Raw genomic sequence first — 24,226 nt, 5'->3', positions numbered from 1 at the left:
TCATGAGCAAATTCTATCCACTCACCGTGGCCAAGGTGAAGCACGAAACGCGCGACGCCATCGCTGTCACCTTCGACGTGCCGCCCGAGCTGAAAGCCCAATTCGCCTACCAGCAGGGCCAGCACCTGACCCTGCGCGCCATGATCGGCGGCGAAGACGTGCGCCGTTCCTATTCGATCTGCTCCGCGGTGCAGGACGATACCCTGCGCGTGGCGATCAAGCGCACCACCGGCGGCCTGTTCTCGAGCTGGGCCAATGAAAGCCTGCAGCCGGGCGCCACGCTGGAAGTGATGCCGCCGATGGGCCACTTCAACGTGCCGCTCGAGCCCGAGAGCGAGCGCCATTACCTGGCCTTTGCCGCCGGCAGCGGCATCACGCCGATCCTGTCGATCGTGAAGACCACCTTGCTGGCCGAGCCGAAGAGCCGCTTCACCATCGTCTACGGCAACCGCGCCTCGTCGAGCGTGATCTTCCGCGACGAGCTGACCGACCTCAAGGACAGCTACATGGACCGGCTCAAGCTGGTGTATGTGATGAGCCGCGAGCAGCAGGACATTGAACTGTTCAACGGCCGCATCACCGAAGAGAAATGCGGTCACTTCCTGCGCCACTGGATCGACATCCGCGACATCGACGTCGCCTTCATCTGCGGCCCCGAAGACATGATGCACGGCGTCTCGCGCTCGCTGCAGGAGGCCGGGCTGGCCAAGGAAAAAATCCGCATCGAGCTGTTCGCCGCCAGCATTCCGAAGCACGAGCACAAGCCGCGCAAGATCGAGGCCGGCGTGCAGCATCTGACCGAAGTCACCGTGATCATGGACGGCAGCGCCGCCAGCTTCACGATGGACAAGGACAAGGAATCCATCCTCGACGCAGGCCTGCGCGCCGGCATCGACATGCGCTATTCGTGCAAGGGCGGCGTGTGCTCGACCTGCCGCTGCAAGGTGCTCGACGGTCAGGTGGAGATGGATGTGAACTACGCACTGGAAGACTACGAAGTCGCGCGCGGGTTTGTGCTGAGCTGCCAGAGTTTTCCGATTACGGACAAGGTTGTTGTCGATTTCGATATTGCTGAGTAACGATAACGCTTGTTCTCACCATTAACCGAGAGACTGTCGTCCCGGCGAAGGCCGGACCCCACTGACGTTCGTGGCACAGCAACGAACTTGGAGCGAACAATGCCAGTGGCATTGTTCGCGCCTTCGCCGGGATGACGGATCAAGGGCTAACAATAAGATTCTGGAGACACCCATGACCTACGAATCCATCCAGTTCAGCATCAACGCCGGCATTGCCCTGCTGACCCTGAACCGCCCCGATCGCCTGAACAGCTTCACCCAGGCCATGCACCTCGAAGTGCGCGACGCCCTGGAAAAACTCCAGGCCGACAAATCCGTCCGCGTGCTGGTCCTGACCGGCGCCGGGCGCGGTTTCTGCGCGGGCCAGGACCTGTCGGATCGCGCCGTCGAACCCGGCGCACAAGGCGTCGACCTCGGCGAATCCGTCGAGAAGTTCTACGCCCCGCTGGTCCTGACGCTCAAATCCCTTCCCATGCCGGTCATCTGCGCTGTCAATGGCGTGGCCGCCGGCGCGGGCGCCAACCTGGCGCTGGCCTGTGACATCGTGCTGGCGGCGAAATCGGCCAGCTTCATCGAAGCCTTCTGCAAGCTGGGCCTGATCCCGGATACCGGCGGCACCTGGCATTTGCCGCGTCTGATCGGCCACGCACGCGCCACGGGCCTGGCCATGCTGGGCGAGAAACTCAGCGCCGAGAAGGCCGAGCAATGGGGCCTGATCTGGGCCTGCGTCCCGGACGAAGCGCTGATGGAACAGGCCATGGCCATGGCCGAGCACTTCGCCGCGGCGCCAACCCGCGGCCTGGCGTTCACCAAGAAGGCGCTGAACGCCAGCTACGCCAATACCCTGCCGGAACAGCTCAAGCTGGAAGGCGAGATGATGCGCGAACTGGGCTATACCCACGACTACCGAGAAGGCGTCGCCGCCTTCATCGCCAAGCGCCCGGCGCACTTCAAGGGAGAGTAACAATATGCAGGCACTCCCGAAAGGAAGCATTGTCGCCGTGGTGGGCAGCGGGGCCATGGGCTCCGGCATCGCGCAGGTAGCTGCCAGCGCCGGCCACCAGGTGCTGCTGTTCGACACCCGCATCGAGGCGGCCGACAAGGCCGTGGCGGAGATCGGCAAGACTTATGCCAAGCTGGTGGAAAAGGGCCGCATGAGCGCAGAGGATGCAGAGGCTGCGCACGCGCGCCTCAAGCGCATCGCCACGCTGCGGGAAGCCCACGAAGCCGCACTGGTGGTCGAAGCCATCGTCGAGAACCTCGAGGCCAAGCGCGCGCTGTTCACCGAGCTGGAAAGCCTGGTGGGCGACGAGTGCATCCTGGCGACGAACACCTCGTCGATCTCCGTCACCGCCATCGCCGCACCGCTGCGCCGCCCGGAGCGGCTGGTCGGCATGCACTTCTTTAACCCGGTGCCCCTGATGGCGCTGGTCGAAGTCATCAGCGGCATCGCCACCGACAAGGCCGTTGCGGATACCGTCTACGCCACCTCCGAAGCCTGGGGCAAGAGCCCGGTGCATGCCAAATCCACGCCCGGCTTCATCGTCAACCGCGTCGCCCGTCCTTACTATGCCGAGGCGCTGCGCCTGCTGCTGGAAGGGGCGTCGGACCACGCCACGCTCGACGCCGTGATGCGCGACTGCGGGGGCTTCCGCATGGGGCCCTTCGAGCTGATGGACCTGATCGGCCACGACGTCAACTTCTCGGTGACGAACTCGGTATACGCCGCCTATTTCGGCGACCCGCGCTTCACGCCGTCGATCCTGCAGCAGGAGTTGGTGAACGCCGGCTTCCTGGGCCGCAAGACCGGCCGCGGCTTCTACCGCTACGGTGAAGGCGTCGACAAGCCTGCCGTGCAGACGGAGGCACCGCAAGACAGACCGGAATCGGTATCGCTCATCGGCGGCGAAGACAGCGCGCTCGAACCGCTGGCGGCGCGCATTGCCAGTGCGGGCATCAACCTGTCGCGCCAGGAGTCGTTCGAAGGCACCCCAGGCTTCCTGTGCCAGGGCGCAGCCGTATACCTGGCCGATGGCCGCAGCGCTACCGGGCGCGCGGCCGCGACCTGGCACCCGGATACCGTCACCTATGACCTGCTGCTCGACGGCTCCAAAGCCACCCGCATCGCGCTGGCCCGTGCCGACCAGTGCAGCGACGCAGCCTACAACGCCGTCGTCGGCATGTTCCAGGCCGCCGGTTTCGCCGTGACTCGTTTCGACGACGTGCCAGGCATGCTGGTGATGCGCACCGTCGCCATGCTGGCCAACGAAGCGGCCGATGCCGTCAACCAGGGCGTGTGCAGCGCAGCCGCCGTGGACATCGCCATGCAGAAGGGCGTCAACTACCCGCGCGGGCCGTTGGCCTGGGCCGACAGCATCGGGCTGCAGCAGGTCGTCACCGTGCTGGCCAACCTGGCATCGACGTATGGCGAAGACCGCTACCGCGTCTCGCCGCTGCTGCGCCGCAAGCTGGCCGCGAATCCAACCGGGGCACGCTTCCATGCATAACGACGCCCAGGCGCTGGCCGAACTGGCCGGCAAGTCCATGTACGAGCGCGACCAGGCATCCCAGGCGCTGGGCATGACGCTGGACGAGATCCGTCCGGGTTACGCGCGCATGTCAATGCCGGTGCGCGCCGACATGCTCAACGGGCATGCGACCTGCCATGGCGGCTATATCTTCATGCTGGCCGACAGCGCCTTTGCCTTCGCCTGCAACTCGCACAATTTCAATACCGTGGGCGCCGGCTGCACGATCGATTACCTGTCCCCGGGGCGCGAAGGCGACGTACTGGTGGCCGAGGCGGTCGAGCAGGCGCTTGCCGGTAAAACCGGCGTCTACGACATCAGCGTGACCAACCAGGACGGGCGCAAGGTCGCGCTGTTCCGGGGGAAGTCGCACCGCGTCGGCGGCATGGTGGCAGAGGTCGGCACGTAATTTCGCAGGACAACCAGGAGGTCGAGATGGTCCAACGTATTCCCGCGGCCGGCGAGCTGGAGCCGATCGAACGCGCCAGCCGCGACGAACTGCAGGCCTTGCAGCTCGAGCGGCTGAAATGGTCGCTGCATCACGCCTACGAGAACGTGCCGCATTACCGCGCGGCCTTCGATGCGGCCGGCGTGCACCCTGGCGACCTCAAGTCCCTCGCCGACCTGGCGAAATTCCCCTTCACCGACAAGAAGACCCTGCGTGACAACTACCCGTTCGGCCTCTTTGCCGTGCCGCGCGAGCAGGTGGTGCGCATTCACGCATCGAGCGGCACCACCGGCAAGGCCACGGTGGTCGGCTACACCCAGCGCGACATCGACACCTGGGCCGGCGTGGTGGCGCGCTCGATCCGCGCCGCGGGCGGGCGCCCGGGCGACATGGTGCATATCTCCTATGGCTACGGGCTGTTCACCGGCGGCCTGGGCGCGCACTACGGCGCCGAAAAACTCGGCTGCACGGTGATCCCGATGTCGGGCGGGCAGACCGAGAAGCAGGTGCAGCTGATCCAGGACTTCAAGCCCTCGATCATCATGGTCACGCCCTCGTACATGCTGAACATTATCGAGGAATTCACGCGCCAGGGGATCGATCCGGTGCAGTCCTCGCTCAAGGTCGGCATCTTCGGGGCCGAGCCCTGGACCGATGCGATGCGCAGCGAAATCGAAGCCCGCGCGGGCATCGACGCAGTGGACATCTACGGCCTGTCCGAAGTCATGGGCCCGGGCGTTGCCAGCGAATGCATCGAAAGCAAGGACGGCCCGGTGATCTGGGAAGACCATTTCTATCCGGAGATCATCGACCCCGACACCGGGGAAGTGCTGCCGGATGGCGGCGAAGGCGAGCTGGTATTTACTTCGCTGTCCAAGGAAGCGCTGCCGATCATCCGCTACCGCACCCGCGACCTGACCCGCTTGCTGCCCCCGACCTCGCGCTCGATGCGCCGCATGGCGCGCATCACGGGCCGCTCGGACGACATGCTGATCATCCGCGGCGTGAACGTATTCCCGAGCCAGATCGAAGAGATCATTTTGAAAATTCCGGCGCTGGCGCCGCAATACCAGCTGGTGGTGGCGCGCGACGGCCACCTCGATACGCTCGAAGTGCTGGGCGAACTGCGCGACGCTTCGCTGTCGCCGGGCGACGTGGACGCCTTGTGCCGCGAACTCCAGCACAGCATCAAGACCTATGTGGGCGTGACCACGCGCGTCACCCTGGTGCCGCCGCAAGGCATCGAGCGCACGCTGACCGGCAAGGCCCGGCGCGTGGTCGACAAGCGCCCCAAACACTGAATAACCAGGAGATTCCATGAACGACGCCTTCATCTGCGACGCCATCCGCACCCCCTTCGGCCGCTACGGCGGCGCGCTGTCCACGGTTCGCGCCGACGACCTGGGCGCACTGCCGATCGCCGCCCTCATCACCCGCAACAAGGACGTGGACTGGGCCGCCATCGACGACCTGTTCTACGGCTGCGCCAACCAGGCCGGCGAGGACAACCGCAACGTCGGCCGCATGGCCGCGCTGCTGGGCGGGCTGCCCCAAGAGGTGCCGGGCAATACCATCAACCGCCTGTGCGGCTCGGGCATGGATGCCGTCGGCACCGCCGCGCGCGCGATCCGTGCCGGCGAGGCGAACCTGATCATCGCGGGCGGCGTCGAGAGCATGACCCGTGCCCCCTTCGTGATGGCCAAGGCCGACAGCGCCTTCTCGCGCGCGGCCAAGATCGAGGACACGACCCTCGGCTGGCGTTTCGTCAATCCATTGATGAAAGCAAAATACGGCATCGACTCGATGCCGGAAACCGCCGAGAACGTGGCGCGCGAATTCAATATCAGCCGCGCGGACCAGGACGCGTTCGCGCTGCGCAGTCAGCAGCGCTGGGCCCAGGCCCATGCCGCCGGCTTCTTCAAGGATGAGATCGTTTCCGTGACGATCCACGGTAAGAAAGGTGAATCGCGCGTGTTCGACACCGACGAGCAGCCCCGTGAAACCAGCCTGGAAGCGCTGGCGAAACTGAAAGGCGTCGTTTCGCCTGACGGTTCGGTCAGCGCCGGCAATGCGTCGAGCCTGAACGACGGCGCCTGCGCGCTGTTGCTGGCGTCAAGCGACGCCGCCGCCCGCTATGGTTTGACGCCGCGCGCGCGCGTGGTCGGCATGGCCACCGCCGGCCTGGCGCCGCGCATCATGGGCTTCGGCCCGTCGCCCGCCGTGAAAAAACTGCTGGCCCAGACCGGCCTTCAGTTGGAGCAGATGGACGTGATCGAACTGAACGAAGCCTTCGCCGCCCAGGGCCTGGCCGTGACGCGCGACCTCGGCCTGCCGGACGATGCCGCTCACGTGAACCCGAACGGCGGCGCCATTGCGCTCGGCCACCCGCTGGGCGCTTCCGGCGCGCGCCTGGTGACGACTGCCGTCAACCAGCTGCACCGCACGGGTGGCCGCTACGCGCTGTGCACCATGTGCATCGGCGTGGGGCAGGGCATCGCCATCATCGTCGAGCGGGTGTAAGCGTGGTCAAGGTCTATGAGATCAACGGCGTTCGCCCGGTGGTGCATCCCACCGCCTTCGTGCACCCGACCGCGGTGCTGATCGGCGATGTGATCGTCGGCCCGCGCTGCTACATCGGTCCGCTGGCCTCGATGCGCGGCGACTTCGGCCGGCTGGTGCTGGAAGAGGGCGCCAACCTGCAGGATTCCTGCGTGATGCACGGCTTCGCCGGCGAAGAAACCGTGGTCGAAGTCGATGGCCACATCGGCCACGCCGCCGTGCTGCACGGCTGCCGCGTCAAGCGCAACGCCATGGTGGGCATGAATGCGGTGGTGATGGATAAGGCGGTCGTGGGCGAAGAATCGATCGTCGCGGCGATGAGTTTTGTAAAGGCGGGGATGATCATCCCGCCGCGCAGCATGGTAATGGGCACGCCCGCCAAGATCATGCGCGAGCTTACCGACGAGGATGTGAAGTGGAAGAGTTTCGGCACGCAGCAGTACCACGAGCTGGCAGTGCGCTCGCTGCAGACGATGCGCGAGGTGGAGGCCTTCATCGAGGTGGAGCCGAACCGGCGCGGGATCGAGTTTGCGATGGACGCGGTGCATAAGCCGAAAGGCTGATTTTACTTTCACCACCATCCTCAAGATCGTCGTACCGGCGAAGGCTAATACCAAGTTCGTGCCGCTGCCACCAGATGCGTTAGCACTACGCATGCAAAATTGGATCCCGGCCTTCGCCGGAATGACGTTGGTATAGGGTGACGAGATTCGTAGGTCGGCGAGACCTGAAAAGCTGGCAAAACCTGAAACGCCGGCAACCTGAAAAGACAACTGACTGGAGACTCACAACATGGGCAACATCGCAACCCTGCAAAGCCTGATCGCCGGCCGCTGGCACGGCTCCGAGGCACTGACCCCGCTGCACAGCGCACTGGACAACGAACTGATCTTCCACACGCACGCCGAGAAGATCGACTTCGACGAAGCCTTGAGCTATGCCCGCAAGACCGGCGTGAAGGGGATGATGGGCCTGGACTTCCAGAAGCGCGCCCAGTGCCTGAAAGCCCTGGCGCTGTACATGATGGAGCGTAAGGAAGAGCTGTACGAGATCTCGCACCTGACCGGCGCCACCCGCCCGGACAGCTGGGTCGATGTCGAAGGCGGCATCGGCACCCTGTTCGCCTACGCCAGCATGGGCGGGCGCGAGCTGCCGTCCTCGAACGTGCTGCACGAAGGCCCGGCCATCGCCCTGGGCAAGCGCGGCGGCTTTGCCGGCACCCACATCCTGGTGCCGCGCGGCGGCGTGGCGGTGCACATCAATGCCTTCAACTTCCCGATCTGGGGCATGCTGGAGAAATTCGCGCCGAGCTTCCTGGCGGCGATGCCCTGCATCGTCAAGCCGGCCACCGCGACCAGCTACCTGACCCATGCCACCGTCAAGATGATGATGGAATCCGGCTTGCTGCCGGAGGGCGCCCTGCAGCTGGTCATCGGCTCGACCGGCGACCTGCTGGACCGCATGGGCGGCTTCGACGCCGTCACCTTCACCGGCTCGGCGGACACCGCCGCCAAGCTGCGTGCCAATCCGAACCTGATCCGCAATTCGGTGCCCTTTACCGCCGAAGCCGACTCGCTCAACTGCGCCATCCTGGCGCCGGATGTCACGCCCGATGACGCGGAGTTCGACCTGTTCGTGAAAGAAGTCGCGCGCGAGATGACCGGCAAGGCCGGCCAGAAATGTACGGCGATCCGCCGCGTGATCGTGCCCGAGCAACACGTGGACGCCGTGGGCGAGCGTCTGCGCGAGCGCCTGGCCAAGATCACGGTCGGCAACCCGAAGATGGAAGGCGTGCGCATGGGTGCGCTGGCCTCGATGGACCAGCACCGCGACGTGAGCGAACGCGTCGAGGTGCTCGCGCGCGGCAACGAGGTCCTGTTCAGCGCCCGCGACGGTTTCAACCCGGTGGGCGAGGGCTGTGCGAATGGTGCCTTCTTCTCGCCGACCTTGATCCTGTGCCGTAACGCGCTGGTCAACGATGCCGTGCACGACGTCGAAGCCTTCGGCCCGGTGTCGACCCTGATGACTTACCGCGACATCGACGAAGGCCTGGAGCTGGCGGCACGCGGCAAGGGCAGCCTGGTGTCCACGCTAGTCACGAAAGATCCGGCGATCGCAGCCTATGCGGTGCCGATGGCGGCCGCTTCGCACGGCCGCGTGCACATCCTCGATCGCGAATCGGCGGTGGACTCCACCGGCCACGGCTCGCCGCTGCCGCAGCTCAAGCACGGCGGCCCGGGCCGCGCCGGCGGCGGCGAAGAGCTGGGCGGCATCCGCGCCGTCAAGCACTTCCTGCAGCGCGCCGCGGTCCAGGGCTCGCCGACCATGCTGACCGCCGTGACCGGCGAATACGTGCGCGGCGGTGCGGTGAAAGAAAGCGACCTGCATCCCTTCCGCCGCCATTTCGAAGACCTGGAAATCGGCCACTCGCTGCTGACCCACCGCCGCACCGTGAGCGAAGCCGACATCGTCAACTTCGGCGGCGTGTCGGGCGACTACTTCTACATGCACTTCGACGACATCGCGGCCAAGGACACCCAGTTCGGCAAGCGCATCGCGCACGGCTATTTCGTGCTCTCGGCGGCGGCCGGCCTGTTCGTGTCGCCGGCGCCGGGCCCGGTGCTGGCCAACTACGGCCTGGACAACCTGCGCTTCGTGGCGCCGGTGGCGATCGGGGACACCATCCGCGCGCGCCTGACCTGCAAGCGCAAGGTCGACCGCAACCGCACGGACGAGCAGGGCCGCGGCCAGGGCGTGGTGGCCTGGGACGTGCAGGTAACGAATCAACACGACGAACTGGTGGCGAGTTACGATATCCTGACGCTGGTACAAAAACGCGGCTGATAAGTTAACCAGGCTGCGTGCCGCGGGCGGCGTCCGCCCCCCGCGCCAACCAAGGAGACCCTTGCATGTCGAGACTGGACCTGAGCAGCATTCCCGTGGTGAGCGGCACCGGCTATCCCGCGCCCTTCGCCGAACTGGTGGACGGACGCACCAGGCAGGCGCTGGGCGAGGCCGGCGGCCTGACCCAGCTCGGCGTGAACCTGGTCGAGCTGCAGCCCGGCGCGGCATCCTCGCAGCGCCATTGGCATACGCACGAGGAAGAATTCGTGATGGTGGTGTCGGGGGAGCTGGTGCTGGTGACGGACGAAGGCGAAACCCTGATGCGAGCCGGCGACTGCGCGGCCTTCCCGGCGGGACGGCCGAACGGCCATCACCTGCTCAACCGCAGCTGGGGTGCGGGCGTGTTCCTGGTGGCGGGAACACGGGTGAAGGAAGACGTGGCAACCTATCCCGACGTGGATTTGCGCTACGACGGCGCCACCGATTCGTACTCGCACAAGGATGGCACGCCGTATCCGCCGCGCGGCTGAGCTGCTGAATCATCAAGCGATGCGCGTCAGTTCAGCTTGCGCGCATAGCGTTTCCGGATGTGCTGGCTGACGAAGGTCGACAAGCCGCGGCCCTCGCGCGCCAGTTCCTGCATCTTTGCAATATTCTCCGGACCGGCGCTGCGCCCGGTATAGAGATAGCGGTCCCCGCCGGTGAACTGGATGGTGATCGAATCGTCGCCAAGCTCATACGCCGTCACGCCGGATTCCCCGCTCTGGTTCCTGTAGCGATGCATGTCGCGCCTCCATTGATTGCTGCTGAACCATGTATATGGGGTTCGGCCTGCGCCCGCACAAGGTAGGCGGCGCGCCTGCATCAGGGCAGTGCGTTCACAAGACCTTGCGCTGCACCCGCAGCATCCCGCTCTCCGCCACCACCGCCTCCAGGTGCGTATAGTCGGCCACGCCTGCCGAACGCGTCTCGACCGGATGCGTGTGGGTAGCGGTGACCACGATACTGTCCATGCCGGCCGACTCTGCCGCCTGCAGGCCGATCGGCGTGTCCTCGAATACCAGGCAATCCTGCGGGTTCACGCCCAGCAGCTTCGCCCCCAGCAGGAAAGGATCGGGCGCCGGCTTGCCGTGCCGGACGTCCTCGGCCGCGATCAGCAGGGGCGGCAGGGGCAGGCCGGCGGCGGCGATGCGCGCCGTGGCCAGCGCCCGCGAGGCCGAAGTGACGATCGCCCAGCGTTCAAGCGGCAGGCTGGCCAGGAAGGCGCCCACGCCGCGAATTTCTTCGATATCGCCCACGTCCTCGATTTCGGCCAGTGCGATGTACATGGCCTGGGCCACCGGGTCGACGCCGGGCAGGCCGAGATTGCGGATGGTGTCTTCGGTGCGCTTGCCGTGTATGGTCGGCACGAAGGTGACCGGGTCCAGCCCATGGCTGAGCGCCCACGCGCTCCAGACCCGCTCGGCGGACTTGATCGAGGTGAGGATGGTGCCGTCCATGTCGAACAGGAAGGCGGCGTAGTCGCGGGCGGGGAGGATGGAGGGGTTGGTCGGGGTCATGGGTGTTCCAGGGTATCCGTAGGGTGGGCGGCTTGTGATCTGGTCCACTGGACCAGATCACCCCGCGCGTTCACATCACATCAATTCTGCCCACGCGGCCATGCATCTGCTGGTTGAACGCGCGGGCGGGAGGACCCGCCGACCCTACAGCATCACTCCGCGAGCTGCTTGCGCACCCGCTCGATCGCCTTGCGCACCTGGTTCGGCGCCGTCCCGCCCACATGATCGCGCGCCGCCACCGAGCCTTCCAGCGTGAGCACTGCAAACACATCCTGTTCGATCAGCGGCGAGAACTCGCGCAGCGTTTCCAGCGACATCTCCGACAGGTCGCATTTGGCGGTATCGCAGGCGCGCACCGCATGCGCCACGGCTTCGTGCGCATCGCGGAAGGGCAGGCCCTTCTTGACCAGGTAGTCGGCCAGGTCGGTCGCCGTCGCGTAACCCTGCAGCGCGGCGGCGCGCATGTTCTCGGCCTTGACTGTGATGCCGCCCGCCATGTCGGCGAAGATGCGCAGCGTGTCCGTCACGGTGTCGACGGTGTCGAACAGCGGTTCCTTGTCTTCCTGGTTGTCCTTGTTGTAGGCCAGCGGCTGGCCTTTCATCAGGACCAGCAGGCCGTTCAGGTGGCCGTAGACGCGGCCGGTCTTGCCGCGTGCCAGTTCCGGCACGTCCGGGTTTTTCTTTTGCGGCATGATCGACGAGCCGGTGCAGAAGCGGTCGGCGATGTCGATGAAGCCGATACGCGGGCTCATCCACATGACCAGCTCTTCCGAGAAGCGCGAGACGTGCATCATGATGAGAGAGGCGGCGGCGGTGAACTCGATCGCGAAATCGCGGTCCGACACTCCGTCCAGCGAGTTGTGGCAGACGTCGTCGAAACCGAGCGTTTTTGCCACGCGCAGGCGGTCGATCGGGAAGGTGGTGCCGGCCAGGGCGGCGGCGCCCAGCGGCAGGCGGTTCACGCGGCGGCGCGCATCCTGCATGCGCTCGGCATCGCGGCCGAACATTTCGACATAGGCCAGCATGTGGTGGCCGAAGGTAATCGGCTGGGCCACCTGCAGGTGGGTAAAGCCCGGCATGATGGTATCAACATGGCGTTCGGCCAAGTCCGTCAGGGCGCCGCGCAGGCTGCCCAGCAGCACCAGGATGTCGTCGATCGCCGCACGCACGTACAGGCGGATGTCGGTGGCCACCTGGTCGTTGCGCGAGCGGCCGGTATGCAGGCGTTTGCCGGCGTCACCCACCAGTTCGGTCAGGCGCTTTTCGATGTTCAAATGGACGTCTTCCAGGTCCAGCAGCCACTCGAAGCTGCCGGCCTCGATCTCGCCCTTGATCTGCGCCATGCCGCGTTCGATCTCGGCCCGGTCCTCCTGGCTGATGATGCCTTGCGCGGCCAGCATTTCGGCATGCGCGAGCGACCCCTGGATGTCGAACTGTGCCAGGCGCTTGTCGAAGAAAACGGACGCCGTATAGCGCTTGACGAGGTCGGAGACCGGTTCGGAGAAACGCGCCGACCAGGCTTCGGCTTTCTTGGAGAATTGTTCGTTCATGGTGGGATCCCAGTGTGGTATCCCACGATTATAACTGGCCCACCAAGGCCCCATCCGCCGCGGGTGACAAGCGCCGGGGAATGCATGATGATGTGGTCATGTATTCAACAAAAGACAACAATACAGGGGAGACATGCATCGATTGGTCCAGCTCGGCCTGGCGGCAGCGTTGACGATGGTGGCCTGCGTGCCGGCAATGGCGCAACAGGCGGCGCCGGCCGCACCCGCCGCATCCGCCATGCCTGCGGCAAGCGCGGCACCCACAGCACCCGCCATGCCCGCTGTGCGATGGGCGCGCCCTGCGGCTTCGCCCGGGGCGTCCAATTGAATGTTATACATCATGCAAACAGCGCTAGAATTGGTTTTTTCGCCAGAGCTACGGTCCCCATGATTACCAACGATTCAAGCTTCCAGGTCATTACCGACCAGACGCGGCTCGACATTCCGATGATCTACCGCTTCCTGAGCGAACAGGCAACCTGGGCCATCGGCATTTCGCGCCCGGTCGTCGAGCGCGCCATCGAGAATTCGCTGTGCTTCGGCGCCTACCTCGACGGCCGCCAGATCGGTTTCGCCCGGGTCATCACCGATTTCGCCACCTTCGCCAACCTGGTCGACCTGTTCGTGCTGCCGGAATACCGCGGCCACGGCTATGGCAAGCAGCTGGTCGGTGTTGTGCTGCGTCATCCCAGCCTGCAGAAACTGCGCCGGTTCACGCTCGCCACCAGCGACGCGCACGGCCTGTACGAGCGCTTCGGTTTCACCGCGCCCAAGCAGCCCGAGACCCTGATGGAACGTTACTTCCCGAACATTTATTTGTCCTGAGCGGTCGCAACACGGCGACCCCCTTCTCGAATCAGGCTTACGATAGTCTCAATCGAGAAGGAAGCTGTATGTTCCAGGCCGCCGTCAATATTGTCGTCCGCACACTGCTCGCCGTCGTCTTACTCACGAGCCAGTCTCTCGGGGCCACAGAGGCGCCGCAGCCCAAGGGCTCGCTGGTCATCATCGGCGGAGCGCTGCGCAGCGATAACGCGGCCGTGTGGGAACGCATGGTCCAGCTCGCGGGCGGCAAGGGTGCCCGCATCGCCGTCTTCGCCTCCGCCTCCGCCAATCCCGACAAGGCCGGCAAGGCCCTGGTCGAGCGTTTCCATCACTATGGCGCCAACGCCTTCTTCGTGCCGGTCGCCGTGCGCCTGGCCGGCACCAACTACCAGGCCGCCGCCGACGATCCCACCTTGGCCGCGGCCGTGCGCGCTGCCGGCGGCGCCTTCTTTGCCGGCGGCGACCAGGGCCGCATCACGCATGCGCTGCGGCGCACGGACGGCAGCAATAGCCGCGTGCTCGACGCGCTGTGGGACATGTACCGGCGCGGCGGCGTGATCGCCGGCACCAGCGCCGGCGCCGCCATCATGAGCAGCACCATGTTCGGCCATCCCAAGACGGTGCTCGCTACGCTCAAGCTGGGCCTGGACGACGGCAAGGAAATCACGCCGGGCCTGGGCTTCATCGGCGAAGACGTCTTCATCGACCAGCACCTCCTGGTGCGCGGCCGCTTCGCACGCATGGTGCCCGCCATGCTCAAGAAGGGCTACAAGCTCGGCCTGGGCGTCGACGAGAACACCGCGATGGTGGTGGGGCCCAACCGCGAAGTCGAAGTCATCGGCTACCGCGGCGCGCTGCTGGTCGATTTGTCGAAGGCGGTGGCGCAACACGGCCCGCTCCACGTCAGCAACGTGCGCCTGAGCTACCTGGACAACGGCGACCGCTTCAGCCTCGCCACCCGGTCGTTCACGCCCTCACCGGACAAGATGGATAACCGGATCGACCCGGCCAAGCCCTATTACCGTGAACCCCTGTTCTCGGCCGACATCCTCGGCAACAGCACGGTGGTGGACCTGATGGCCAGGCTGATCGACAGCGACCAGCTTGACGCCATCGGGCTGTCCTTCGACGGCGCGCAGGGCATCGGGCCCGACCTCGGTTTCGAATTCAAGCTCACCCGCACCAAGGACAGCGTCGGCTACATGTCCTCGCTCACCGAGCAGTATTCGGTCTACCATCTGCGCCTGGACATCCGGCCGATCGTGGTGCAGCGCCCGCTCTACCGCTACCACCAGGCCGATACCGTGGCGGCATCGGGCTCCAGCGCTAGCCGGGCAGATGCCGCCAGGTGAAGCCGAAGCCTGCATCGACGATAGTCGCCCGGGCGCTTCCGAGGAAGCGGGCCGCGATGCCGGTCAGCGGCTCGCGGTGCACGAGGGTGATGCGCACCTGCCTGCCGGCCGCTTCCGGCCGCGAGGCCAGCAGCTCGCCGCTTTCGATGAACCCCAGGTAGCCGTTCAGTTTTTCCTGCAGCGCCATCAGGTGTCCGTGGTCGCCGTCCCATGACAAGTCGTCGGTGATCGTCAGGACGATGTCGCCTGAGCCCTCATCGATGCTGATGAAATCGACGACTTGTGGATTCTCGACTGTCATATTCCTCCTGGTCCGACGCCGTATGGGCGTAGTGATCGCGCATCGTCGCATTATCCGTGGTTTCGTAAAATTCGCCGCAGGCCGGCAGTACAATGGATGATCTTCCTGTACGAGGGTATCCATGATCCGTTTCGCTTCCCACTTCTTCTTGGCCGCACTGGCGCTGGCCGCAGGAGCAGCCTGCGCCGCCCAGCCGGCCACCGTCCGCGTCGACTACGCCCACAGCGGCAATGCGCTGCAGGATGGCTACGCGCTCGAGCGCATCGTGATCGAGCCGCTGCCCTGGCCGGGCAGTACCGCGCGCAATCTCGACGAGACCAATCGCGGCCAGAACCGCGTCGAAGTGGTCGACGCGAAAACGGGCGACCTGCTGTACTCGCGCGGCTTCTCGACCATCTTCGGCGAATGGCGCACGACGGACGAAGCGAACAAGATCAGCCGCAGCTTCCAGGAGTCGGTGCGTTTTCCGAAGCCCGACCGCCCGGTGCGCGTGCGCATCCTCAAGCGCGACGAGCGCAACCAGTTCTCGGTCGCGTGGAGCGTCGAGGTGGACACCAACGCTCAGGAGGTCGTGAAGAAGCAGCCTGCGGCGCCCGCGAAACCCATCGCGATCCACACGAGCGGCCCGTCGGCCGACAAGGTCGACCTCCTGATCATGGGCGACGGCTACACCGCTGCCGACATCAAGAAGTTCGAGCTCGACGCGCGGCGCCTCACCAGGCACCTGTTCTCGGTCTCGCCCTTCCGCGAACGCGCGGGCAGCTTCAACGTCTGGGCGCTGGCGGTGCCCACCGGCGAATCGGGCATCAGCCGTCCCTCCACCGGCGTCCACCACGCGTCCCCGCTGGGCACGCGCTACGACATCTTCGGCAGCGAGCGCTATGTGCTCACCCTGGATAACCGCGCGCTGCGCGACATCGCTCAGCATGCGCCCTACGAGTTCATCGAGATCCTGGTGAACAACGAGACCTACGGTGGCGGGGGCATCTTCGGCCAGTTCAGCACCGCGGCCGCCGGCAACGAATGGGCGAACTACCTGTTCGTGCACGAATTCGGCCACCATTTCGCGGGCCTGGCCGACGAGTACTACACCTCGCCGGTCGCCTACGCCGCCGCCAGCACGCGCATGGAGCCATGGGAGCCGAACGTCACCGCGCTGCGCGACCCTGCCGGCATCAAGTGGAAACACCATGTGAAAGCCGGCACGCCGCTGCCAACAAGCTGGCCGAAAGCGGAGTACGAGCAAGCCTCGCGCGCCTACCAGAAGAAGCGCGCCGCGCTGCGTGCGGCCAACCGCCCCGAGTCCGAGATGAACGCGCTGTTCCGGGAAGACCTGCGCGCGACCCAGGCCCTGTTCGCGGGCAAGCCGCACCGCCATGCTGTCGGGGCCTTCGAAGGAGCGAACTACGAAGCGACTGGTTACTTTCGCCCGGCCATGCAATGCCTGATGTTCGACCGCAGCGAAAGCTTCTGCCCGGTGTGCCAGGAGGGGATTGCCGACATCATCGACCTGTATGCGGGCGCAGCTCGGCAGTAAAGTTTGCTTACAACTTGGATAGGCCTAAGTGGGCTGGGCAACAGACCCGGATGTGGCGGATGGGTATTCTGAACTCATCAGCACAGAAAAACGATTCCGCAGACGAACTGATCTGCTTACAGAACCACTGAAAGGATCCACCATGAACAAACTGATCGCCACCCTCATCGCCGGCCTGTTCGCTACCGCAGCCACCGCCCAGGTCACCACCACCGTCCCTGCCACCAAGGCAGTCGTCAAAGCCGAAGCCGGCGCCGAGAAGGACATCGCCAAGGCGGAGTCGAAGGAAATGAAGGTCGCCAGCAAGGCCGACGAAAAAGTGAACAAGGCAGCTGCCAAGGCGAACGAGAAGAAGGCCAAGGCACACGCCGACGCAGTCGAGAAGCAGGCCGACGTGGCTGAAAAGATCGCCGAAGCCGATCCGGAAGACCGCGCCAAGGCCGTCGCCAAGGGCCAGGAGAAGATGGCCGATGCCAACCTGAAGGCCAGCAAGAAGATGATCAAGGCCGACGAAAAGCTGCTCAAGACCCAGGTCGAGGCAGCGGCCGACAAGGCAATTGCTGCAGCCAAGACCGAACAGGTGCGCGCTGAAGCGACCGCCGACGTGCACAAGGCGGCTGCGAAGCACTAAGCACTGCTGTGTCAATGAGAACGCCGGCTTGCGAGCCGGCGTTTTTATTTTCTGGTGCTAGTGGTTTGCTGCGAACTTGGATTCCCGCCTGCGCGGGAATAACGTGCGTGAGTTAACGCTTAAAACGTTTCTGCCGTTAGCCCTGAAACCGTCGTCCCGGCGAAGGCCGGGACCCAAGTTCGTCGCGCACCCCAACCGATTGCTTGCACCGCTAAATCGGCACACGAAAAAAAACGCCGGCATCCAGCCGGCGCTCTCGGTTACACGGCTTTCGCCGCTTCGCCTTCCGTCACCCGCATCGCCAGATCCTGCGCCTTGAGCTTCGCCGACAGCGGCTTGCCCTTGCGTGCGCGCTTGCCGAAGTGCGGCTCCAGGCCCGATGCGAACAGCTCCACCGTGCGCGGCTTCGAGCCGGCCCAGGTGCCGATGACGTTCACGCCTTTCTGGTTGATCGGCTGCGCCGCCAGCAGGGTTTCCTTCGGATCGAGCTCCATCAGGATCACGCCGCGGCCGCCATTGGTCAGCACCTTCATCTCGTCGATGCCGAACACCAGCACGCGGCCCTTTTCGGACAGGCAGGCGATCGCGCCGGTGGCATCGGGCACAACTCGCGGTGGAAGCGGGACGGCGCCTTCGTCGAGCGTGATGAAGGACTTGCCGCCCTTCAGGCGGCTGACCATGTCGCCGGCCTTGGCAATGAAGCCGAAGCCGTTGGACGAGGCCAGCAGCAGGCGCGTGTCGGGGGTGCCGGCGAAATAATGCAGGATGCGCACGCCGCCCGACAAGTCGACCAGGGTCGTGATCGGCACGCCGTCGCCGCGCGCGCCCGGCAATGCCGCGACCGGCACCGAATACGCCTTGCCGTTGCTGCCGATCCCCAGCAGGGAGTCGACGGTGCGGCACTCGAAGGCCTTGAACAGCGAGTCGCCGGCCTTGAAGGTGAACTGCGCCGGATCGTGGCCGATGCCGGTACGCGCGCGCACCCAGCCTTTTTCCGACACGATCACGGTCACCGGCTCGTCGACGATCTTCTGCTCGGCCACTGCGCGTTCGGCTTCTTCGATGACGGTGCGGCGGTCGTCGCCGTACTGTTTCGCGTCAGCCTCGATCTCGCGGATGATCAACCGTTTCATGGTCGACGGGTTCTCGAGGATATCTTCCAGCTTTTCCTGTTCCGAACGGAGTTCGGCCAGCTCCTGCTGGATCTTGATCGCTTCCAGGCGCGCCAGCTGGCGCAGGCGGATCTCGAGGATGTCTTCGGCCTGGCGGTCGGACAAGCGGAACTCCTCCATCAGCGCCGCCTTTGGCTCATCCGAATTGCGGATGATCGCGATGACCTTGTCGATGTTGAGCAGGACGATCTCGCGGCCTTCCAGGATGTGGATGCGGTCCTTGACCTTGCCCAGCTTGAATTCGGTCCGGCGGCGCACGGTAACGAAGCGGAAGTCGATCCATTCCTGCAGGATGTCGGTCAGGCCCTTCTGGCGCGGGCGGCCATCGCCGCCGATCATCACCAGGTTCATCGGGCTCGAGGTCTCCAGCGAGGTGTGCGCGAGCAGCATCAGCATGAACTCGTTCTGGTCCTGGTTCTTCGACTTCGGCTCGAACACGAGGCGCACCGCCGCTTCGCGGCCCGATTCGTCGCGCACGGTGTCGAGCGCGCCGAGGATGTTCTGCTTGAGCGCCAGCTGCTCGGGCAGCAGCGTCTTCTTGCCCATCTTGATCTTCGGGTTGGTCAGTTCCTCGATCTCTTCCAGCACGCGCTGGCTCGAGGTCCCGGGCGGCAGTTCGGTGACCACTGCCTGCCACTGGCCGCGCGCCAGTTCTTCGATCTTCCAGCGCGCGCGCACCTTCATCGAGCCGCGGCCGGTGGCGTACATGTCGGCCACGGTCGAGGCCGGGGTGATGATCTGGCCGCCGCCCGGGAAGTCCGGGCCCGGGATCAGGGTCATCAGCTCGGCGTGCGACATCTTCGGGTTGCGGATCAGGGCGACCGCCGCCGTCGCCACTTCGCGCAGGTTGTGCGAGGGGATCTCGGTGGCCATGCCGACCGCGATGCCCGAGGCGCCGTTGAGCAGCACCATCGGCAGGCGGGCCGGCAGCTGGCGCGGTTCGGTGAAGGAGCCGTCGTAGTTCGGCTGGAAGTCGACCGTGCCCATGTCGAGCTCGTCGAGCAGCAGACGCGATACCGGCGTCAGGCGCGCTTCGGTATAGCGCATCGCCGCGGCGCCGTCGCCGTCGCGCGAGCCGAAATTGCCCTGGCCATCGATCAGCGGATAGCGCAGCGAGAAGTCCTGCGCCATGCGCACCAGCGCGTCGTACACCGACTGGTCGCCGTGCGGGTGGAGCTTACCCAGCACGTCGCCGACCACGGTGGCCGACTTGCGCGGCTTGGCGGTATGGCCCAGGCCCAGCTCGTGCATCGAGTACATGATGCGGCGCTGGACCGGCTTCTGGCCGTCCGAGACGTCCGGCAGCGCGCGGCCCTTGACCACCGAGACGGCGTAGTCGAGGTAGGCGCGCTCGGCGAAGGTGGAAAGGGTGAGCGTTTCGACGTCGTCGTTCGGCTCGTTTTGTTGTTCGAAGAGGTTTGCTTGCGTCGTCATGATTGGGTGTTCGGTGTTTGGGCGGGGCTAGTAGCTGCGGTACAAAATTGGGGGGGATAATGCCAGTGGCATTATTTCCGCCTTCGCGGGAACGACGTAGATAAGCCAACACAATCAATCAACGTCATCCCCCGCACAGGCGGGGATCCAATTTGGCGTGCGTCACGCCTGCGTCACTTAAATATCCGCCTCAGTTTCATTCCCATGTTCCTCCAGCCACGCCCGGCGCGCCGCGGCTTCGCCTTTGCCCATCAGCATATTGAAGCGCGAAGCCGATTCGGCCAGGTTGTACTGGCCGAAGGCGACCGGCAGCAGGCGGCGGGTGTCGGGGTTCATGGTGGTTTCCCACAGCTGTTCGGCGTTCATCTCGCCCAGGCCCTTGAAGCGCGAGATGCTCCACGCGCCTTCCTTCATGCCTTCTTTCTTGAGCTTGTCCTCGATCGCCAGCAGTTCGCCGTCGTCGAGCGCGTACACCTTTTGCAGCGGCTTCTTGCCGCGCGCCGGCACGTCCACGCGATACAGTGGCGGGCGCGCGACGCAGATGTGGCCGCTGCGGAACAGGGCAGGGAAGTGCTTGAAGAAGAGCGTCAAGAGCAGTACCTGGATGTGCGAGCCGTCGACGTCTGCATCGGACAGGATGCAGATCTTCCCGTAGCGCAAGCCGCTCAGGTCGGGACTGTCGTCCGCACCATGCGGGTCGACGCCGATCGCCACCGCGATGTCGTGGATTTCGTTGTTCGCGAACAGGCGGTCGCGGTCGGTTTCCCAGGAGTTGAGTACCTTGCCGCGCAGCGGCAAAATCGCCTGGAATTCCTTGTCGCGGCCCATCTTGGCCGAACCGCCCGCCGAGTCGCCCTCGACCAGGAACAGTTCGTTGCGGGTGATGTCGGTCGATTCGCAGTCGGTCAGCTTGCCCGGCAGGACGGCTACGCCGGAAGACTTCCTCTTCTCGACCTTCTGCAGTGAACGCAGGCGCGACTGGGCCTGCTTGATGACCAGTTCGGCCAGCTTCTTGCCATATTCGACGTGCTGGTTCAGCCACAATTCGAGCGGCGGACGGGTGAAGAAGGACACCAGCTTGACCGCGTCGCGCGAGTTCAGGCGCTCCTTGGTCTGGCCCTGGAATTGCGGGTCCAGCACTTTTGCGGACAGCACGAAGGAGACGCGTGCGAACACGTCTTCCGGCAGCAGCTTGACGCCTTTGGGCAGCAGCGAATGCATCTCGACGAAACTCTTCACGGCGCCGAACAGGCCGTCGCGCAGGCCCGATTCGTGGGTGCCGCCGCTGACGGTCGGGATCAGGTTGACATAGGATTCGCGCACCACCGAACCTTCTTCGGTCCAGGCCACGACCCAGGCAGCGCCTTCGCCTTCGGCAAAGCCTTCGTCGCCCGCCGGGGCGTACTGCGCGCCCTCGAACAGCGGGATCACGGTCTGGCCGCTGGAACTCTGGGCCAGCGCCTCGGTCAGGTAGCCGCGCAGCCCTTCGTCGTAGCGCCAGGTCTGGACGTCGCCGGTCTTCTGGTTGGTGAGCGTGACGGTCACGCCCGGCAGCAGCACGGCTTTCGAGCGCAGCAGGCGCTGCATCTCGGCCAGCGGAATGTTCGGCGAATCGAAATATTTCGGGTCGGGCCAGGCGGTGACGCGGGTGCCGTTCTTCTTGCCGCCACGTTCGGCCGGGCGCGAGGTGAGTGGCTCGATCACGTCACCGGCGGAGAAGGCCAGCTCGTGCACGCCGTTGCCGTTTTCCTCTTTACGCCAGACCGTGATCTCGAGGCGTGTCGACAGCGCATTGGTGACGGACACGCCGACACCGTGCAGGCCGCCCGAGAACGCATAAGCGCCGCCCGAGCCCTTGTCGAACTTGCCGCCCGCGTGCAGGCGGGTGAACACGATCTCGACGGTCGGCACGTTTTCTTCGGGATGCAGTCCAACCGGGATGCCGCGGCCGTCGTCTTCGACCGTGACCGAGCCGTCCGTGTTGAGCGTCACGGCGATGTTGTTGCAGTGTCCGCCCAGTGCCTCGTCGGAGGCGTTGTCGATCACTTCCTGGATGATGTGCAGCGGGTTTTCGGTGCGGGTATACATGCCCGGACGCTGCTTGACGGGCTCGAGTCCCTTGAGGACGCGGATGGATGATTCGCTGTAGTCGGATGCGGGTTTCTTGGAAGCCATGCTTATTTTCGTAAATTAATGCTTGCGCATTCTATCGTGTCAACCGGGAAAAAATTAGGCTTTTATAGATATCAAACGTGCTTGTTCGTTCGTACCTTTGTGCTAGATTAAGACGACAAACCCGGAAGCGCCCCAGGAAAGGCTGGAAAAGCGATGCACGCACCCAGATATCCCTTTACCGTTCGACTGATCGGGTTCGCGCCTGCGGAATGCGCACAGCTGGAAAACCTGCTGGCGCAAGCCCCGCGCACGGGGCCGTCCTATTTTTGCCTGCACGACGACAGTTTGCAGGATCCCGACCTGTACATCGCCGCCGGCGACAGCCCAGAGGCACTGGCACGGCTGCGCTGCCTGCCGCCCGGCGCGCTGCAGCCGACGCTCGTGATCGGCAGTCATGGCGCCAGCTGCCACCGTACCCTGGCGCGCCCGGTCGATCCCGTCCACCTCTACGACGCCCTGGGCGATCTGCTCGACGCACGCGTGCAGGCAATAGCGGCCTCGATGGCACGCGGCGAACGCCGCCTGCCGGAGCGGCGACGAAGGCCGAGGCTGGGGCCGGATACCGAGGCCCCGGCCTACTACGCCAGCATGCGCCACGGACCGCAGGATGGCGCCGTGCTCATCATCGACAAGGGCGGCGCTTTCCGCGACCACGTGGCTCAGGTCGTCGGCACCCAGGGGCGCCCCGTCGAATGGACCGATAGCGGCCGCGCCGCCGTGCGCCTGTGCGACGAGACGCCGGTGTCGCTGGTGATGATCAATACCGCCGCGCCCGGCATCGAGCCCTACGATTTGTGCAGCAAGATCAAGGCGCAGGACGGGGCAAGCCGCACCGCGGTGCTTCTCCTGGTTGGGCAATCTTTCAAGTACGACAGCAACCGCGCCCGCGATGCAGGCGTGCGCGGCCTGCTCGACAAACCGGTAGCCGACCGCCACCTCGTGGCGACCTTCCAGAAACTGCTGGCGCTGCCAACCTGAAAACTACTGTAATTGCATACAGTATTAACCGAAAACCGAAATCGCGCAAGCCGCCGTTGTGTGTCGGCAGCGGCGTGATTCAACGCGCCGGCGGCACCCCTGGCCGCGCGTATTACGATTTCGTAACACGTTCAAATCGTGCGCGGCCATGGCGACGTTATATTGACGGTTATGGCGGAAGACGAACCAAAATCCCTCGAGGAAATACCGGGCTCTCCCCTCGACAAGCGTCCGGAGAGCCCGATCCGCGTGCCGGACCGGCGCGCCACGCGCGGCCCCGTCGAGCCCGGCGCCGCCCGTTATCAGCGCGACGGCGATACGCCCTTTGCGCTGGCGGGAAGGGTGCTGAGCTCGCGCTGGCGCAGCTTTCGGGAGCGCTTCAGCCGCGACTTCATGCACCGCACCCTCCATATCGGGGTGTCGGCGCGCATTTTCCACCCTGAAGCAGGCGCGAAAGGCCTGCTCAGCAAGAATCTCCAGTATCTCGAAGAATCGATCGCCCAATGGGTGATGTCGCGCGACGTGCTGGTGTTCATGATCCCGACGGTGAATACCAACGGGCTGCTGCACCCCAGCAACATCACCCTGCGCCATTACGCGCGCCACCTCGACGGGCTGGTGCTGCAGGGCGGGGCCGATGTCGCGCCGCAGACCTATTCCGAACTGCCGACCCGGCCCGAATGGAGCGGCGACCGCGCGCGCGACGTCTACGAGCTCGAGCTGCTGCACGAATTCGTCGATGCCGGCAAGCCGGTGCTGGGCGTGTGCCGCGGTTGCCAGCTGATCAATGTTGCCTTCGGCGGCACCCTCTACCAGGACGTCGCCACCAATGTCCCCGAGGCGCTGGCCCACGTGCACGATCTGTACGACGCTCACCGCCATGCGGTGCGCTTTCCGCCAGGCTCGTCACTCGGCCGCATGTTCAGTGGCGTGCAACGGCCGATCGTCAATTCGATCCACCACCAGGCCGTCAAGGAACTGGGGCGCGACATCCAGGTGGAAGCCTATTCCGATCCGGACGGCATCGTCGAGGCGATCCGCTACGAACGCGCCGATTTCGTGATGGGCCTGCAATGGCATCCGGAATTCCACCGCGCCGGCGGCACCGAGCTGCTCGACTGCACGCCGGTGCTGGACGAATTCCTGCGGGCGGCGCGCGAGACCAGACTGTAGACGCCAGCTGCAAGGCCGGGCTGCACCCGTCCCCGTGCTGCCCGGAAGTTCTCCAACTTGAGCCAAGCCGTGCCGAAAACG

22 protein-coding genes are annotated in these 24,226 nt (G+C 65.1%); 16 read left to right on the top strand and 6 right to left on the bottom strand.

Annotated elements, in window-relative coordinates:
• The first annotated feature begins 2 nt into the window (after positions 1–2).
• From paaE to AC56K1_RS06265, 9 genes are all read left to right on the top strand, one after another.
• Positions 3–1,079 (top strand): 1,2-phenylacetyl-CoA epoxidase subunit PaaE, encoded by a 1,077-nt coding sequence (paaE, locus tag AC56K1_RS06305; RefSeq protein ID WP_497156987.1) that lies wholly within the window; start codon positions 3–5, stop codon positions 1,077–1,079.
• Between the two features lie 172 nt (positions 1,080–1,251).
• Complete coding sequence (gene paaG, locus AC56K1_RS06300) at positions 1,252–2,043, top strand: 2-(1,2-epoxy-1,2-dihydrophenyl)acetyl-CoA isomerase PaaG (protein ID WP_497156986.1); 792 nt, start codon at positions 1,252–1,254, stop codon at positions 2,041–2,043.
• A gap of 4 nt (positions 2,044–2,047) precedes the next feature.
• Positions 2,048–3,586: a 3-hydroxyacyl-CoA dehydrogenase PaaH gene (gene paaH, locus AC56K1_RS06295; RefSeq protein WP_497156985.1), complete on the top strand. Its 1,539-nt coding sequence runs from the start codon at positions 2,048–2,050 to the stop codon at positions 3,584–3,586.
• A complete protein-coding gene (gene paaI, locus AC56K1_RS06290) occupies positions 3,579–4,016 on the top strand; it encodes a hydroxyphenylacetyl-CoA thioesterase PaaI (RefSeq protein ID WP_497156984.1) in 438 nt (145 codons plus the stop codon). The genes paaH and paaI overlap by 8 nt, the downstream gene beginning before the upstream one ends.
• 26 nt (positions 4,017–4,042) lie before the next feature.
• The gene (paaK, locus tag AC56K1_RS06285) at positions 4,043–5,356 is read left to right on the top strand and encodes a phenylacetate--CoA ligase PaaK (protein WP_497156983.1); all 1,314 of its coding nucleotides are present in this window, start codon (positions 4,043–4,045) and stop codon (positions 5,354–5,356) included.
• 16 nt (positions 5,357–5,372) lie between these two features.
• Complete coding sequence (gene pcaF, locus AC56K1_RS06280) at positions 5,373–6,575, top strand: 3-oxoadipyl-CoA thiolase (protein ID WP_497156982.1); 1,203 nt, start codon at positions 5,373–5,375, stop codon at positions 6,573–6,575.
• 2 nt (positions 6,576–6,577) lie between these two features.
• On the top strand, positions 6,578–7,177 hold the full coding sequence (locus AC56K1_RS06275; RefSeq protein WP_497156981.1) for a phenylacetic acid degradation protein PaaY: 600 nt from the start codon (positions 6,578–6,580) through the stop codon (positions 7,175–7,177).
• Positions 7,178–7,406: 229 nt separating this feature from the next.
• Complete coding sequence (gene paaZ, locus AC56K1_RS06270; RefSeq protein WP_497156980.1) at positions 7,407–9,458, top strand: phenylacetic acid degradation bifunctional protein PaaZ; 2,052 nt, start codon at positions 7,407–7,409, stop codon at positions 9,456–9,458.
• A 65-nt stretch (positions 9,459–9,523) separates the two neighbouring features.
• Positions 9,524–9,988, top strand: a complete 465-nt coding sequence (locus AC56K1_RS06265) for a cupin domain-containing protein (RefSeq protein WP_497156979.1) — start codon at positions 9,524–9,526, stop codon at positions 9,986–9,988.
• Between the two features lie 26 nt (positions 9,989–10,014).
• Here the strand turns inward: AC56K1_RS06265 and AC56K1_RS06260 are convergent, their stop codons facing one another.
• From AC56K1_RS06260 to argH, 3 genes are all read right to left on the bottom strand, one after another.
• Complete coding sequence (locus AC56K1_RS06260) at positions 10,015–10,242, bottom strand: hypothetical protein (RefSeq protein WP_497156978.1); 228 nt, start codon at positions 10,240–10,242, stop codon at positions 10,015–10,017.
• A gap of 94 nt (positions 10,243–10,336) precedes the next feature.
• The gene (locus tag AC56K1_RS06255; protein ID WP_497156977.1) at positions 10,337–11,017 is read right to left on the bottom strand and encodes an HAD-IA family hydrolase; all 681 of its coding nucleotides are present in this window, start codon (positions 11,015–11,017) and stop codon (positions 10,337–10,339) included.
• A gap of 152 nt (positions 11,018–11,169) precedes the next feature.
• The gene (gene argH / locus AC56K1_RS06250; RefSeq protein ID WP_497156976.1) at positions 11,170–12,567 is read right to left on the bottom strand and encodes an argininosuccinate lyase; all 1,398 of its coding nucleotides are present in this window, start codon (positions 12,565–12,567) and stop codon (positions 11,170–11,172) included.
• 133 nt (positions 12,568–12,700) lie between these two features.
• Here argH and AC56K1_RS06245 point away from each other — a divergent pair, with 133 nt between their 5' ends.
• The 3 genes from AC56K1_RS06245 (at position 12,701) to AC56K1_RS06235 (ending at position 14,744) form a co-directional block, all read left to right on the top strand.
• Entirely contained in the window at positions 12,701–12,895 is a 195-nt protein-coding gene (locus tag AC56K1_RS06245; RefSeq protein ID WP_497156975.1) for a hypothetical protein, read from the top strand.
• A 59-nt stretch (positions 12,896–12,954) separates the two neighbouring features.
• Positions 12,955–13,392, top strand: a complete 438-nt coding sequence (locus tag AC56K1_RS06240; RefSeq protein WP_497156974.1) for a GNAT family N-acetyltransferase — start codon at positions 12,955–12,957, stop codon at positions 13,390–13,392.
• A 68-nt stretch (positions 13,393–13,460) separates the two neighbouring features.
• Positions 13,461–14,744, top strand: a complete 1,284-nt coding sequence (locus tag AC56K1_RS06235) for a cyanophycinase (RefSeq protein ID WP_497156973.1) — start codon at positions 13,461–13,463, stop codon at positions 14,742–14,744.
• Here AC56K1_RS06235 and AC56K1_RS06230 read toward each other — a convergent pair.
• Positions 14,719–15,045, bottom strand: coding sequence for a DUF6572 domain-containing protein (locus AC56K1_RS06230; protein ID WP_497156972.1), 327 nt, complete (start codon positions 15,043–15,045; stop codon positions 14,719–14,721). The genes AC56K1_RS06235 and AC56K1_RS06230 overlap by 26 nt on opposite strands.
• A gap of 121 nt (positions 15,046–15,166) precedes the next feature.
• Here AC56K1_RS06230 and AC56K1_RS06225 point away from each other — a divergent pair, with 121 nt between their 5' ends.
• Together AC56K1_RS06225 and AC56K1_RS06220 are read left to right on the top strand one after the other, a co-directional pair.
• Positions 15,167–16,582, top strand: a complete 1,416-nt coding sequence (locus AC56K1_RS06225; protein ID WP_497156971.1) for an IgA Peptidase M64 — start codon at positions 15,167–15,169, stop codon at positions 16,580–16,582.
• A gap of 142 nt (positions 16,583–16,724) precedes the next feature.
• Positions 16,725–17,213, top strand: a complete 489-nt coding sequence (locus tag AC56K1_RS06220; RefSeq protein WP_497156970.1) for a hypothetical protein — start codon at positions 16,725–16,727, stop codon at positions 17,211–17,213.
• A 260-nt stretch (positions 17,214–17,473) separates the two neighbouring features.
• On the opposite strand, the gene parC is transcribed toward AC56K1_RS06220, so the two are convergent.
• Entirely contained in the window at positions 17,474–19,819 is a 2,346-nt protein-coding gene (gene parC / locus AC56K1_RS06215; RefSeq protein ID WP_497156969.1) for a DNA topoisomerase IV subunit A, read from the bottom strand.
• Between the two features lie 177 nt (positions 19,820–19,996).
• On the bottom strand, positions 19,997–21,994 hold the full coding sequence (locus tag AC56K1_RS06210; protein ID WP_497156968.1) for a DNA topoisomerase IV subunit B: 1,998 nt from the start codon (positions 21,992–21,994) through the stop codon (positions 19,997–19,999).
• 153 nt (positions 21,995–22,147) lie between these two features.
• Here AC56K1_RS06210 and AC56K1_RS06205 point away from each other — a divergent pair, with 153 nt between their 5' ends.
• Together AC56K1_RS06205 and AC56K1_RS06200 are read left to right on the top strand one after the other, a co-directional pair.
• A complete protein-coding gene (locus AC56K1_RS06205; protein WP_497156967.1) occupies positions 22,148–22,972 on the top strand; it encodes a response regulator in 825 nt (274 codons plus the stop codon).
• A gap of 171 nt (positions 22,973–23,143) precedes the next feature.
• A complete protein-coding gene (locus AC56K1_RS06200) occupies positions 23,144–24,145 on the top strand; it encodes a gamma-glutamyl-gamma-aminobutyrate hydrolase family protein (RefSeq protein WP_497156966.1) in 1,002 nt (333 codons plus the stop codon).
• Positions 24,146–24,226 lie beyond the last annotated feature (81 nt).

This window comes from Telluria sp. ZB4P37, assembly GCF_059685855.1.
Note: the sequence above shows the minus strand (reverse complement) of the source record. Positions and strands in the feature narration are given on the sequence as shown.